This window comes from Pelagovum pacificum, assembly GCF_016134045.1.
GTDB classification, from domain to species: Bacteria; Pseudomonadota; Alphaproteobacteria; order Rhodobacterales; family Rhodobacteraceae; genus Oceanicola; species Oceanicola pacificus_A.
Genome location: NZ_CP065915.1, coordinates 3,387,287 through 3,400,746 on the forward strand (window position 1 = coordinate 3,387,287; position 13,460 = coordinate 3,400,746).

Here is a 13,460-nt window from a genome sequence, read left to right on the forward strand (position 1 = left end):
ATGTCGTTGCCTTTAGACCGATCCGGCGCGCTTGGAAAGCCCGTCTTGCTTGCCTTGTCGGCGGCGTGGTCGCACTGTCGCCACGAACCGGGCAGCAGGGGTGAGGATGACGGAACTTGCAATCGACGCGCGCGGCCTCCGCCGGGAGTTCGGATCGGTGCGCGCGGTGGACGGGGTCGACCTTCAGGTGCCGCGCGGGGCGATCTTCGCCGTGCTCGGGCCGAACGGTGCCGGCAAGACCACGCTGCTGCGGATGCTGGCGACACTGCTGGCCCCCACCGGCGGCAGCGCGGAGGTTGTCGGGCACGACCTCGCGACCCAGCCGGGCGCGATCCGTGAACGCATCGCCATGACCGGGCAGTTCGCCTCGCTCGACGAGGACCTGACCGGCCGCGAGAACCTCGTCATGCTGGCGCGCCTGTGGGGATTCTCCTGGCGGCAGTCGCGGCAGCGTGCGGATGCGCTGCTGGCGGATTTCGACTTGTCGGATGCCGCGACCCGGCAGGTGAAAAGCTATTCCGGCGGTATGCGCCGGCGGCTCGACATCGCGGCGTCGCTGATCGTGACGCCGGAGCTTCTGTTTCTCGACGAACCGACGACCGGTCTCGACCCGAACGCGCGAGCCGGGGTGTGGCGTCTGATCCGCGGGCTGGCGCAGTCGGGCGTCACGATCCTGCTGACGACACAGTACCTCGAAGAGGCCGACCAGCTCGCCGGGCGGATCGCGGTCATCGACCATGGCCGCAAGATCGCAGAGGGCACCAGCCGCGAGTTGAAGGCGCAGACCGGCAGCGGCGTGCTGCATGTCGTGCCCGAGGACAGCGCGCAGGCCGAAGCGGCGCAGGCCCTTCTTGGCGAAGGCGCCAGCTACAGTGCCGAGGGCGGCGAGATCGCCCTGTCCGTCAGCGGAGCGGACGAGGCGCGGGCCAAGCTGGATGCCTTGGCCGCCGCGGGGATCGGGGTGGCCGAATTCTCGCTCGGCGCCCCGAGTCTCGACGAGGTGTTCTTCGCCCTCACCGGCAAACCACTCCCCGAGGAGGAGACCGCAGAATGACCGACCGGACCGTCACGCTTCAGAAGGTCGAGCGGCCCGCGCCGCCGTCGGCCGTGTCCAACGCGCTGGTGTTCGGCTGGCGTGCGGTGCTCAAGTTCAAGCACGTGCCGGAGCAGCTGTTCGACCTCGTCATGACGCCGATCATGTTCACGCTGCTCTTCACCTTCATCTTCGGTGGCGCGCTCGCGGGAAGCCCGGGCGATTACCTGCAGTTCTTCATCCCCGGCATCCTCGTGCAGACGGTCGTTTTCAACACGGTCTATTCGGGCATGGGCCTGTCCACGGACCTGTCGAAAGGCCTGTTCGACCGGTTCCGCTCGCTGCCGATCTGGTCGCTGGCGCCGTTCGCGGGGCTGATCGCGGGAGATGTGCTGCGCCACCTGATCGCGGGGGCGATCATTCTCGGTATCGGGCTGATCCTCGGCTACCGGCCAGACGCGGGGATCGTGGGCATGGTCGCCTCGATGCTCATGCTGATCGCGATCGGCTTCGGATGGGGCTGGATCTTCATCGTGCTGGGGCTGCTGATCCGGACACCGATGACAGTGATGACGCTTGGCTTCACGGTGCTGTTTCCCGTCACCTTCGCGAGCAACATCATGGTCGATCCCGCAACGATGCCCGAATGGCTTCAGGGCTTCGTTGCGGTGAACCCGGTGACGCTGATGACGACCGCGCTGCGAGGGCTGATGGCCGGCACAGCGACCGTCGGCCAGATCGGGCTGGCGCTGATTGCGCCGGCCCTGATGGCGGCGGTGCTGATGCCGGTGACGCTCTGGCTCTATCGGCGCAAGGACTAGGCCTTCAGACGGTAGCCTTTGCGCAGCCAGTACCAATCCAGGGTCAGGACGATCGTCGTGGCGATCAACAGCACCACGAGCCCCAGCCAGGGAGAACTGTCGGACACGCCGATCATCCCGAGCCGGATGCCGTCGATCATGTAGAACAGCGGGTTGTAGTGGCTGAGCGTCTGCAGGACACCGGGCAGCGCCTCGATCGAGTAGAAAGTGCCCGAGAGGAACGACAGCGGAGTCACCAGGAAGTTCGAGATCGCTGCGAGCTGGTCGAACTTCTGCGCGTAGATGCCTGCGATCAGGCCGAGGCCGCTCATGAAGGCGCCGCCGAGCGTGGTGAAGAGCACGACCCAGAGGATGTTGTGCGGCAGGATGCCCAGGAAGATCGCCTCGCCGAGCGCGATGACCAGCGCGACGAGAAGCCCGCGAGCCACGCCGCCGATGATGTAGCCGGCCATCAGTTCGGCGGCGGACAGCGGCGGCATCAGCGTGTCGACGATGTTGCCCTGCACCTTGGCCGAAGCCATCGAGGACGAGGTATTGGCGAAGGCATTCTGGATCACCGTCATCGCAAGGATGCCGGGCGCGATGAAGGTCGTGAAGGGCACGCCCATGACGTCGCCCCGGGTGGGGCCGATCGCGATGGTGAAGATCAGAAGGAACAGCGCGGCGTTGATGAGCGGGGCCATGACCGTCTGCGACCAGACGTTCATGAAGCGCATCACTTCGCGTTTTGCCAGCGTGCCCGTGCCGAGCCAGTTCACCCGCCCGAAGCGGCGGACGCCCATCTGCATGTCCGACATGTCGATCTCCCCAAAGACGTGCGCGGCCTTGAACCACCCGGGGGCGCTGGTGGCAACCTCGATTCAGGGTGCGGCCATGCTGCGACTCACGCGCGCTGCGCGCGGCTCGGTGCTTGTATCCGCCTGTACGTTGCATAGTATAGGGGACTGACATCAAAAATGCCGCGCGCGCGGGACTACGGACGCACGCGGCGAGCCACAGCCTAGAGGTACCGACATGTCCTGGACCGACGAACGCGTCGAGCTCTTGAAGAAGATGTGGAGCGAAGGCCAGTCCGCGAGCCAGATCGCCAAGGAGCTTGGTGGCGTCACCCGCAACGCGGTGATCGGCAAGGTGCACCGGCTTGGCCTCTCGAACCGCACCGGCCCCGGCGCTGCGCCGGCCGCCGCGCAGCCCGCACCGGCAGAACCCGCGCCACAGCCTGCGGCATCTGCCCCGCCGCGCCCGGCCGCTCCGAAGAGCAAGCCGCGCCCCGAGCCGGAGAAGCCCGCAGCACGTGCCGAAACGCCGGAGCCCGCCGTCCCGCCGATCAGCGCGGCGCGCAAGGCGATCATTCCGGCCGGTCAGCCGCTTCCACCGCAGCCGTCCGCGAACGAGATCAGCCCGGAGGCGCTCGCCAAGGTGAGCGAAGTGGAGAAATCCGCGAAGCGCATAAGCCTCATGGAGCTGACCGAGCGGACCTGCAAATGGCCGATCGGTGACCCTGCGACGCCCGACTTCTGGTTCTGTGGTCTGCCTGTTCAACAGGGCAAACCCTACTGTGAAGCGCACGTCGGCGTGGCGTTCCAGCCGATGTCGTCCCGGCGCGATCGGCGCCGCTGACCTATAGGAGGGGCTGGCGGGCCTGAACGGCTCGCCACCCGAAACCCGGTGTCAGCCGCAGTGGCGGCGCACTTCGCTGGATCGCAAGCCGGTCTCGACCAGCATGCAGCGATTACGGGCTTCGTAGTAGTAGCCGCTCGCGTACCAGCGCACGGCCTCGTCCTGATTGCCATTCGCGACGAGCCACGCACCACGCAGGTATTTCACGCCATAACGCAGGTTCGTTTCCGCATCGAGCAGGCTCGACGCGCCACCGCTGTGACCCATGGTAGCCGCCGTTTCCGGCAGGATCTGCATCAGGCCGTAGTACGGGCCGTTGCGCGCGCCGGGCCGATAATCGCTTTCCCGCTGGATGACCCTATGGATCAATGACGGCGGGACCTCGTAGAAATCGGCGTACTGCTCGATCAGGCTTCGCAGTTCACGGGTCTCATTCGGGTTCAGCCCCGCACCGCCGGTCTGGGCGAAGCTGCGGGAAGCGGGCTGGGGCGAAGCGCAGGCCGCGGTGAGCAGGACCAGGGCGGTCAGGAGAGCACGAGTCATCATATTTTCGAAATACCGCCTCGGCGAACCTTCGCACAGAAAAATTGAGCGGGATGGGCAAAGCTCCGCCTGTGCGGATTGACGCACCCATCTTAGCTGGTTAATGCAAATTACTGCAATTTTATGCGTGATTCTGCATGGACCTGAATAACCCCGATATCCGGCAAGCTCTGCTGCGCGATCGCCTTGGCGAGGGGCTGGTGCTTGTCGCGACCGACCTCGCGGATGAGTTCGGGGTATCGGCCGATACGATCCGGCGCGACCTGATCGGTCTGGAACGCGCAGGTGTCGCCGCCCGTGTGCGCGGCGGGGCCGTCCCGGTCTCTCCACCGGCGCGCCCCCTCAGGGAGCGTCGGCAGGACGGCGCCATTCCGTCAGAACTGGCCCGGCGAGCTGCCGAGCAGCTGCAAGGTGCGTCAACCCTGCTGCTCGACGGGGGAACAACTGTTCTGGCGGTGGCGGCGCGGCTCAGGCCACGCGCGGGCCTTCTCGTCATCACGCCCTCGCCTTTCGTGGCCGCGCTCACCCATGGCAACGGGATCGAGACGGTCGTGCTGGGCGGTCCGCTCAGCGAGCGGGGCGGCATCGCGGTCGGCCCCCGCGCAGAGGCGGAAGTCGCGGACGTGGCGGCCGACATCGCGCTGGTCGGCGTCTGCGGGCTGGAAGCCGACTTCGGTCTGGGCAGCGACGATCTGCTGGAGAGCACGCTCGTCCGCGCCATGTCCCGGGCCGCCACTCGCACCATCGCGGTAACCGGGCACGAGAAGATCGGCCGTCGCGCCCGCTACCGCACCTTGCCGCCGGAAGAGATCGACATGATCGTCACCGACGCCGCCCAACCGGACACTGCGCCGTTCCGCGCGAAAGAAATCGAGGTCATCAATGTCTGAGCTTCGCACGCCCCGGCGCGCCGTGGCCGCCATGTTCATGCTGAACGGCTCCCTCCTTGGCGCATGGGCGTCGCGTGTGCCGGCCTTCGTCGAGAAGTTCGGCGTCTCGGAACGCAGCCTCGGCCTTCTCCTGCTGTGTCTCGCGCTCGGCGCCATCGTAGCGTTTCCTTTCGCGGGCGGGCTGTCGGACCGGCTCGGGGCCGATCGCCTGACCCGCATCCTCGGCGCGGCCTTCACCGTCCTGATCTGTCTGCTGCCGGTCGCGCCGACCGTTGGGCTGCTTGGGCTGGTGCTGTTCCTCTGCGGGATGACGTTCGGCGCGATGGATGTCTCGATGAACGCCTGGGCAGCGGAGGTCGAACGCCATCTGAAGAAGCCGATCATGTCGTCTTTCCATGCGCTGTTCAGCCTTGGCTCGGGCCTCGGCGCTGGATCCGGCTGGATTGCGGCGGCGACGGGCACAGGAACACTGCCGCATTTCCTGATCCTTGCCGTGATCGCGGGCCCGCTGGCGCTCTGGGTCGCGCAGGTGCCGTGGAACTCGTCGCGCGGCGCCTCCGGTCCAGCCTTCGCCTTGCCCAAGGGTCCGCTGGTGCTGGTGGGTCTGTTCGCCTTCTGCTCATCGCTTGGCGAAGGGTCGATGGTGGACTGGAGCGCGGTGCTGCTTCAGTCGGTCTATGGCGCCACGGAGGCACAGGCGGCGCTCGGCTACGCGGCGTTCTCGGTGACGATGGTCGCGACGCGGCTGGCCGGCGACCGGATCACGACGGCACTCGGCCCCGTCAACGCCGGCCGCATCTGCGGGTCGGTGGCGGTCGTCGGCGCTCTCGTGGTCATTTTCGGAGGATCGCTTGCAACGGCCCTGCTCGGCTTTGCCCTGCTCGGTGTCGGCTTTGCGGTCGTCGTGCCGCTGGCCTTCAGCCGCGCGGCGAATGATCCGTTCGTGCCGCCCGGTCAGGCCATCGCCGGCGTCGCGACTCTCGGCTACGGCGGGTTGCTGATCGGACCGCCGGCCATCGGCTTCATCGCAGAGGCGACGTCCCTGCCGACGGCCTTCGGCCTCGTCGCTGTGCTGTCGGTCTGCATCGTACTCCTCGCGCCGACGCTGCGCCCGCCGGGCGAGCCGGCAGCCGGTGCATCGGCGCGGGAAGCCTGAGCGCTACTCCGCGACCAGCGCGTCGATGAGGCGCGCGGCACCCTGCCGGAACGGATCGACGGTCGGCAGGCCCATACGCTCCTCGATCTCGGACAGGCAGGCGGTCGCCTCCGCGTCGTCGAGCGCGGCGGTATTCACCGAAATGCCGATGATCTTGCAGTCGGGATTCGCGATCCGCGCGATGGGCAACGCCATGTCCCGCAGCGCCTCGAGCGAGGGAAGCTGATAGTCCGGCAGCCCGCGCATGTGGGTGCGCGTCGGTTCGTGCGCGAGAACGATCGCATCCGGTTGGCCGCCGTGGATCAGCGCCATCGTCACGCCCGAGTAGGACACGTGGAACAGGCTGCCCTGCCCTTCGATGTGATCCCAATGGTCGGGATCGTTGTCCGGCGTCAGCCACTCGACGGAGCCTGCCATGAAGTCGGCGATCACCGCGTCGAGCGGCACGCCCTCACCCGTGACGAGGATCCCCGTCTGGCCTGTCGCGCGGAACGTGCTCTTGAGACCGCGCTTGCGCATCTCCGCATCCATGGCGAGGCCGGTGTACATCTTGCCGACGGAGCAGTCGGTGCCGAGTGCGAGGCAGCGCTTGCCGGTCCGTTTCTTGCCGTCGGCGATCGGGTACTGCACGTTCGGCAGCCGGACGTCGAACAGCTCGCGACCGTGCTCTTTCGCGGCGGCGACCAGCGGCTCCTGGTTTTTCAGCAGGGTGTGAAGGCCGGAGGCGATGTCGAACCCTTCGGCGACCGCCTCGACCAGTACGTCCATCCACTTGTCCGAGATCACGCCGCCACGGTTGGCAACGCCGATCACCAGTGTCTGCGCACCGGCCTGACGGGCCTCGGCCAGCGTCATGTCGGGGATTTTCAGGTCGGCCTTGCAGCCCGGAAGCCGGAACTGGCCGACGGCGTTTTCCGGTCGCCAGTCGCGGATCCCCTGCGCGACCTTGGCCGCGAGCGGATCGGGAGCATCGCCGAGGAAGAGAAGGTAGGGCGTCTTGATCATGGAACCTGCCGTCGGTTGGAGTCTGTCCGTGCGGGGCGCACTGGCCGCATCCTCCGGCCCGTCCGCGTTCGGGTCAAGGAACCCCTCGCGGCCGATCCGTGCCGTCCCCGCTTTTCATACGTCTTCGACAGCATAGCCCGTTGCCCCGGCACGGCCAGCCGCACCGCCCGAAACCTGTGCTAGACTGGGACCGGGTTCATGGAGGATCGGAGATGATTCGCTTTGCTGCAGCCCTTTGCCTGTTGCCGGTGACGGCCCTCGCCCAAAGCGAATGCGCCGAGGGACAGGTCATGCCGGAACCGAGCGCCTGCATCGTCGGAAGCTGGATCGGCGAGAGTAACGCCGACGAGGTCTTCCAGGATTTCATCCAGTCGATGTCGGGCTCGGGCGTCACCTTCGATGCGTTCTCAGACTTCCCGACGTCGATCGGCCGCCAGATCTATGCCGACGGGTTCTACATCACGGTCCCGATGCACGTGAGCACGACGGTGACCGAGGACCGCGAGACGTCGTCCGGCCAGATGATCATGGACCTGAACCTGCCGACCGAGATCGGCCACATCTGGGACATCGACGGGATGCTGTTCTCCTGCGTTCTGCCCGGCATGTCGCCGACCCTGCATTTCGAGGGCCGGTCGGATGACGGCAGCAGCGGCTCGACCGACATCGTCCTTCAACCCGATGGCTACGTTGTCCCGACGACGGTGCTTTGCAACGGCGATTCAATGATCACGAGCTCGGAGTTGCCGGTCGGGACCGTGACGGTCCTGTGGGACAGGGTGCCCCAAAGCCGCTTCGGAGAGGACCTGCGCGCCCGGCTCGAGAGTGGTGGCGCGGGTCCGGAGGAGTAGAGCACGCGCGTCGAGTTGCTCCCGCCGTGGCAAATGCCATATAGAGCAGGCGTGCAACGATCGACCGGATAGCGGATGACCAACTACCTCGACTTCGAGAAACCCCTTGCCGAGATCGAGGGCAAGGCAACCGAACTCCGCGCGATGGCGCGGTCCAATTCGGAGATGAACGTCGAGGACGAGGCCAGGGCCCTCGACAAGAAGGCGACCGACCTGCTCACCAGTCTCTATGCCGATCTGTCGGCATGGCGGAAGTGTCAGGTCGCGCGGCATCCCGACCGGCCGCACTGCAAGGATTACATCGAGGCCCTGTTCACGGAGTATACGCCGCTAGCGGGTGACCGGAACTTTGCGGACGACCACGCCGTGATGGGCGGACTCGCCCGGTTCGACGGCAAGCCGGTCGTCGTCATCGGTCACGAGAAGGGCAACGACACCAAGAGCCGGATCGAACGCAACTTCGGCATGGCGCGGCCCGAGGGTTACCGCAAGGCGATCCGCCTGATGGACCTCGCCGAGCGGTTCGGTCTGCCGGTCGTCACGCTGGTCGACACCCCCGGTGCCTATCCCGGCAAGGGCGCCGAAGAGCGCGGCCAGTCCGAGGCGATCGCCCGATCGACACAGAAGTGCCTTCAGCTGACAGTGCCGATGGTGTCGATCATCATTGGCGAGGGCGGCTCCGGCGGCGCCGTGGCCTTCGCGACCGCGGACAAGGTCGCGATGCTGGAGCATTCGATCTATTCGGTCATCTCGCCCGAAGGCTGCGCGTCGATCCTCTGGAAGGACAGCGACAAGATGAAGGAGGCCGCCGAGGCGCTGCGCCTGACCGCGCAGGATCTTTATGAGCTCGGCGTCTGCGACCGGATCATCACCGAGCCCGTCGGCGGCGCGCACCGCGAACCCGAGACGACGATCACCGCCGTGGGCAAGGCGATCTCCGGGCTGCTGAAGGACCTGTCCAAGAAGAAGCCGGAAACGCTGCGCGACAATCGTCGCAAGAAGTACCTCGGACTTGGGTCCCGGGGGCTTGCCGCGTGATCCGCGCGCTCGTCCCGGCGCTGTTCCTCGCAGCCACGCCACTCGCGGCGCAGGACGAGGGACTGACCGGGCGGGCCGTGTCATTCGGCGTGCTGCTCTACGAGGACGGCAAGGAAGACAAACCGATCTTCCAGGGCGAGCGGCACGAGGCGGTTGTCGGCGACCATGTCGAGTACGGCCTTGGCGACGAGCCGCCCCAGAACGGGTGGGGCGTGATCCCGGCGGTGATCGACATCTCCGCGAGCCGGGTCGAGATCTCCTACCCCGATTGGTCCTACTCGGACACGTTCCCCGATGTCGGCTTCAACGGCTACGTGCTCGATTTCCTCGTCGACTGCGTGCTGTTCGATTCAGCGACCATCGACAAGCAGGCCTCGACCGGAACGCTGACCGACAAGGACGTCTTCGTGCGCGACGCCCGGCTCTATGTCGATGTGGGCGGGCAGACGTACGGCCCGGACGAAACCTTCGTCATCGAGCTGGAGGTCATGGACTGCCCGCTGTCCTGAGCCGCTCGCGGCTCAGCCTCTCACCACATCTTGCCTTGTGCGTATTCGGCGTATTCCCGGTCATAGACCGTCGCATCGAACTCCGGATCGACTTCCTTCACGAGGTCGCCCGCCGTTGGCAGTCCGGCAGTCTCATCCTCGCCCGACCATAGGCGCGACCGCATCAGCGCCTTGGCACACTGGAAATAGACCTCGCCGACCGAGATCACGATGACCGAGCGCGGGTGTTTGCCACGCTGGTCGAACGTCGCGGTGAGGTCCGGGTCGGCACTGATCTTCGCGGTGCCGTTCACGCGCACGACGTTTTCGCTGCCGGGAACCATGAACATCAGGCTCACGCGGCCGTCCCGCACGATATTGCGCAGCGAATCCATACGGTTGTTGCCCATCCAGTCCGGCAACATCAGCGTCGACGGATCGGCGATTCGCACGACCGGGCCATCGTCACCGCGCGGGCTGCCGTCGGTGCCTTCCGGGCCGACCGTCGTCAGCACGCAGAAACGGGAGCTTTCGATCCACTTCGCATAAAGCGGCGTGATCTGCGTGACCACCTTTTCAAGCGAGCGCGGAGACGCGCGTCCATAGAGCTCTTCGAGCGCGCTGACCTCAGTTATGAATTCCGTCATCGGTCTTCCTCCTCCCCGATCGGGGCAAAGCCGGCTTCCGCCATGAGCATGTTAGATCGTTGCTCTACCACGCGCGACAGCTCACCGAGAAACTCTGCCGACGTCAGTCCGGGCTCGATCGGATCGAGATACTCGATCACGGCGGTGCCGGGCTTGCGGTAGATGCCGGCGCGCGGCCAGAACAGGCCGACGTTGCAGGCCACCGGAACGCAAGACTTCCCCATCGCGTCATAGAGCGCGGCCGCCCCGATCTTGTAGGGCGCGGTGACGCCCGGCGCGATGCGGGTGCCTTGCGGATAGATGACGAGCTGGCCCGGGTCGGCATGACCGGCTGCGACATCGGCGACCATCTTCTTGACCGCCTGCGCCCGCTTGCCCCGATCCACCGGAATGCAGCCCATCCGCAGCGTGTATTGACCCAGCACCGGGGTGTAGACGAGCTCTCGCTTCATGATGAACTTCGGATGCGGCAGGCTGCCGAAGATCAGGATGATGTCGAGAAAGCTCTGGTGTTTCGCCGCGATGAGGACCTCACCCGACGGCGGCGTGCCGCGAACTTCGGTCTTCAGGCCGATCATCCACCGGGCGGTCCAGCGCACCCAGCGCGTGTAGGCCCGTGCGGCCCGAAACGCGCCTTCCTTGGTGGCAAGCGCGTAGGGGAAGAAGACGATGCCGAGCACCGCCATCGCGACATACATCTGTATGACGAACAGCAGCGAGCGTATCCACTGGATCGGGTTCATGACCGGGCCCTCAACATGCGCAGCGCCGCCGCGCGGGTCGCGCCGAATGCGAAGATGCCCGCCAGTGGGGGAACCAGAAGCGGCCAGAGCCAGCCGACCCCCTGGAAGCCGAGGCCGGTGAGGAAACCGCCGGCGGCCTCCGCATCCGGCAGCAGAAAGATGGCGAGCGCCCCAGCAGCCGTGCCGACGGCCGCTCCGGTCAAGGCGCGCAGCGTGAATCGGCGCACGAAGGCCCGCGCGATGTAGCTGTCCTGCGCCCCGACGAGGCGAAGCACACGGATCACCTGCTCGTTCGCGGCCAGCGCAGCCTGCGCAGCGAGGGTGATCATCGCAGCGGTCGAAGCCCCGATGAGGCCGAGCGCCAGGATACCGAGCGCCCTGAGCCGGTTCGCGGCGCGCACCAGCGGTTCGCGCCAGCGCGTGTGATCGTCCAGCACCGCGCCCGGCACTTCGGCCTGCAAACGCGCACGCAGACCCGCGGCGTCGAACCCGTCACCGTCTTCGACGATTTCGATAAGTTTCGGGATCGGCAGCGACTCGACCGGCAGGTCGGGCCCGAACCAGGGTTCCAGCAGCGCCTTCGCGTCGTCGTCGGTCAGCGGCCGCGCGGAGGCAACGCCCGGTGTCGTCTCCAGCACCCGAACCGCGGCGGCGACCTGTGCATCGGCCTGCCCCTCGGGCGCGGAAATGCGCAGGGTCGACGTCTGCGCCAGCTCCGCCGACCATCGATCGGCGAGCCTGTCGGTCGCCAGCGACAGCGCCAGTGCGAAGACTGCAAGGAACGCCATTGCGCCCGCAGTGAATGTCGTCAGTCGCGCGGTGAAGCCCGTCGGGGGCACCGCCCGGTCGGCCTGCGGATCGCCCGACAGGACCGCGACGAAGGCGCGCAGCCAGTTCAAAGGTCCGCCCCCGCCGCCATCAGCTTGCGGTCGCGCAGGCGAAGCACCCGCGCCTGTACCTGCGATTTGGCGGCGCGGATCAGGGCGAGGTCGTGGGTCGCGACCAGCACGGCGTTGCCCATGCGGTTCAGCTCGACCAGCAGTGCCATAAGGCGCTGCGACATCTCCCAGTCGATGTTGCCGGTCGGCTCGTCCGCGATGATGACTTCCGGCGACATGATGACGGCGCGGGCGAGCGCGGCACGCTGTCGTTCGCCGCCAGACAGTTCCGGCGGGAGCTGGGACGCCTGTTTCGACAGGCCCACCCAGCCGAGCAGATCGTCGAGATCGGAACCGACCTCACCACCGCGCCCGGCCACGGTCAGCGGCAGGGCGACATTCTCGGCTACCGGGAGATGGTCGAGGAACTGACAATCCTGGTGGACGACGCCGATGCGACGGCGGGCAAAGGCCACGGCGTCGCGATCCATGTTGCGCACGTCCTCGCCGAACAGGCGCACATCGCCCGACGTCGCGACGAGCTCACCATAGCAGAGCTTCAGAAGCGTGGTCTTGCCCGCGCCCGACGGGCCGGTCAGGAAATGAAACGATCCCGGCGCCAAGGTCAGGGAGAGATCCGAAAAAAGCTCTCCGCCGCCATAGGTATAAGCGACGTTCTCCAGCTCGATCACCTGGGGGCCCCTTTTTGATGAACACGCCCCTAATGCCGAATCCGGAGACCGGTTTCAATGACACGCCTTGACGCTGGCGATAAGCAGCAGGCTTTGCGAAACTGTTTGTCGTTGTTACACATGGTGTTGACGGCGGGAAAATCGGCAAAGCCCGATGGGCAGTGAGGAATACGGATGCGGCTGATCTGCCCCAATTGCGGGGCGCAGTATGAAGTGCCTGACGATGTGATCCCGGATTCCGGGCGCGATGTGCAATGCTCCAACTGCGGCCAGACCTGGTTCGAGTCGCCCGGCGGCTCGGTCGCTGAAGAGGCGAACCCCGAACCTCCGCCGCAGGCGGCGACGGCCACGAAGCGGCCGCCCCCACCCGATCCGGAGCCCGAACCCGAACCCGAACCGGAGGATCATCCGGAGCCGGAGCCCACGCCCGAACCGAACCGCTCGGAAGACCTGCAGCCCGACCCGGAAGCGCCGGTCCCACCCGCTACAGCAGCACGGGAACGGCAGCGTCGCGGGCTCGATCCCGAGATTGCCAATGTGCTTCAGGAGGAACGGCGCGACAGCGAGGCGCTGCGCCGCCGTCCGCCGCCCGATCCGATGGAAAGCCAGACGGACTTCGAGCTCGACCAACCGTCGGACGGTCGCCAGAAGCGGGTGAATCGCCTTCATGGAGCGCCGGAGAAGGCCCCCGCCGGCTCGGACGCGTCACGCCGTGAAATGCTGCCCGACATCGAGGAGATCAACTCCTCCCTCCGCTCCACGGGGGAGCGGATGATGCCCGAGTCGTCGGAGACCGAGGCAGAGGCGGTCGCCCGCGAGAAGCGCAAGGGGTTCCGGCTCGGCTTCGGGATCGTGCTGCTGATCGCGGCGGCGGCGATCATGACGTATCTGCGCGCACCCGACATCGCCAACGCGGTGCCGGCGGCGCAGCCAGCGCTTGAATCCTACGTGACGACAGTGGATCGCGGACGGGTCTGGCTGGACCAGACCGTGCTCTCGCTCCTTGAACGGATGGAACAGGCCGACAGTACCGAGCCGGCGGTGGAGTGATCCGC

At 66.7% G+C, this 13,460-nt stretch carries 16 protein-coding genes; 9 read left to right on the forward strand and 7 right to left on the reverse strand.

Annotated features, from left to right (window positions below; all coding sequences use genetic code 11):
- Positions 1–106 precede the first annotated feature (106 nt).
- Positions 107–1,054, forward strand: a complete 948-nt coding sequence (locus I8N54_RS16585; protein ID WP_140196482.1) for an ATP-binding cassette domain-containing protein — start codon at positions 107–109, stop codon at positions 1,052–1,054.
- The gene (locus tag I8N54_RS16590; RefSeq protein ID WP_140196484.1) at positions 1,051–1,854 is read left to right on the forward strand and encodes an ABC transporter permease; all 804 of its coding nucleotides are present in this window, start codon (positions 1,051–1,053) and stop codon (positions 1,852–1,854) included. Before I8N54_RS16585 ends, I8N54_RS16590 begins: the two co-directional genes overlap by 4 nt.
- On the opposite strand, the gene I8N54_RS16595 is transcribed toward I8N54_RS16590, so the two are convergent.
- Positions 1,851–2,651 (reverse strand): ABC transporter permease, encoded by an 801-nt coding sequence (locus tag I8N54_RS16595; protein WP_231592707.1) that lies wholly within the window; start codon positions 2,649–2,651, stop codon positions 1,851–1,853. The genes I8N54_RS16590 and I8N54_RS16595 overlap by 4 nt on opposite strands.
- Before the next feature lie 217 nt (positions 2,652–2,868).
- Here I8N54_RS16595 and I8N54_RS16600 point away from each other — a divergent pair, with 217 nt between their 5' ends.
- A complete protein-coding gene (locus tag I8N54_RS16600; RefSeq protein ID WP_140196486.1) occupies positions 2,869–3,474 on the forward strand; it encodes a GcrA family cell cycle regulator in 606 nt (201 codons plus the stop codon).
- A 51-nt stretch (positions 3,475–3,525) separates the two neighbouring features.
- Here I8N54_RS16600 and I8N54_RS16605 read toward each other — a convergent pair whose 3' ends face one another.
- Positions 3,526–4,017: a transglycosylase SLT domain-containing protein gene (locus I8N54_RS16605; protein ID WP_140196488.1), complete on the reverse strand. Its 492-nt coding sequence runs from the start codon at positions 4,015–4,017 to the stop codon at positions 3,526–3,528.
- A gap of 137 nt (positions 4,018–4,154) precedes the next feature.
- Between I8N54_RS16605 and I8N54_RS16610 the strand changes: the two genes are divergently transcribed.
- On the forward strand, positions 4,155–4,907 hold the full coding sequence (locus I8N54_RS16610; RefSeq protein WP_140196490.1) for a DeoR/GlpR family DNA-binding transcription regulator: 753 nt from the start codon (positions 4,155–4,157) through the stop codon (positions 4,905–4,907).
- Entirely contained in the window at positions 4,900–6,063 is a 1,164-nt protein-coding gene (locus tag I8N54_RS16615; RefSeq protein WP_140196492.1) for an MFS transporter, read from the forward strand. The genes I8N54_RS16610 and I8N54_RS16615 overlap by 8 nt, the downstream gene beginning before the upstream one ends.
- A 3-nt stretch (positions 6,064–6,066) precedes the next feature.
- On the opposite strand, the gene dgcN is transcribed toward I8N54_RS16615, so the two are convergent.
- The gene (gene dgcN / locus I8N54_RS16620; RefSeq protein ID WP_140196494.1) at positions 6,067–7,068 is read right to left on the reverse strand and encodes an N-acetyltransferase DgcN; all 1,002 of its coding nucleotides are present in this window, start codon (positions 7,066–7,068) and stop codon (positions 6,067–6,069) included.
- Positions 7,069–7,358: 290 nt separating this feature from the next.
- On the opposite strand from dgcN, the gene I8N54_RS16625 reads away from it, so the two are divergent.
- From I8N54_RS16625 to I8N54_RS16635, 3 genes are all read left to right on the forward strand, one after another.
- On the forward strand, positions 7,359–7,919 hold the full coding sequence (locus I8N54_RS16625) for a hypothetical protein (RefSeq protein ID WP_198571733.1): 561 nt from the start codon (positions 7,359–7,361) through the stop codon (positions 7,917–7,919).
- Between the two features lie 75 nt (positions 7,920–7,994).
- Positions 7,995–8,957: an acetyl-CoA carboxylase carboxyltransferase subunit alpha gene (locus I8N54_RS16630; protein WP_140196498.1), complete on the forward strand. Its 963-nt coding sequence runs from the start codon at positions 7,995–7,997 to the stop codon at positions 8,955–8,957.
- On the forward strand, positions 8,954–9,466 hold the full coding sequence (locus I8N54_RS16635) for a hypothetical protein (protein WP_140196500.1): 513 nt from the start codon (positions 8,954–8,956) through the stop codon (positions 9,464–9,466). Before I8N54_RS16630 ends, I8N54_RS16635 begins: the two co-directional genes overlap by 4 nt.
- Before the next feature lie 20 nt (positions 9,467–9,486).
- On the opposite strand, the gene I8N54_RS16640 is transcribed toward I8N54_RS16635, so the two are convergent.
- Genes I8N54_RS16640 through I8N54_RS16655 form a run of 4 tightly spaced genes read right to left on the reverse strand, consistent with a single transcriptional unit; the run spans position 9,487 to position 12,405 of the window.
- Positions 9,487–10,092, reverse strand: coding sequence for a pyridoxamine 5'-phosphate oxidase family protein (locus I8N54_RS16640; protein ID WP_140196502.1), 606 nt, complete (start codon positions 10,090–10,092; stop codon positions 9,487–9,489).
- Positions 10,089–10,835 (reverse strand): lysophospholipid acyltransferase family protein, encoded by a 747-nt coding sequence (locus I8N54_RS16645; RefSeq protein WP_140196504.1) that lies wholly within the window; start codon positions 10,833–10,835, stop codon positions 10,089–10,091. The genes I8N54_RS16640 and I8N54_RS16645 overlap by 4 nt, the downstream gene beginning before the upstream one ends.
- Positions 10,832–11,734, reverse strand: a complete 903-nt coding sequence (locus I8N54_RS16650; protein WP_140196506.1) for a cell division protein FtsX — start codon at positions 11,732–11,734, stop codon at positions 10,832–10,834. Before I8N54_RS16650 ends, I8N54_RS16645 begins: the two co-directional genes overlap by 4 nt.
- A complete protein-coding gene (locus I8N54_RS16655) occupies positions 11,731–12,405 on the reverse strand; it encodes a cell division ATP-binding protein FtsE (protein ID WP_140196508.1) in 675 nt (224 codons plus the stop codon). Before I8N54_RS16655 ends, I8N54_RS16650 begins: the two co-directional genes overlap by 4 nt.
- Before the next feature lie 174 nt (positions 12,406–12,579).
- Here I8N54_RS16655 and I8N54_RS16660 point away from each other — a divergent pair, with 174 nt between their 5' ends.
- Complete coding sequence (locus I8N54_RS16660; RefSeq protein ID WP_140196510.1) at positions 12,580–13,455, forward strand: zinc-ribbon domain-containing protein; 876 nt, start codon at positions 12,580–12,582, stop codon at positions 13,453–13,455.
- Positions 13,456–13,460 lie beyond the last annotated feature (5 nt).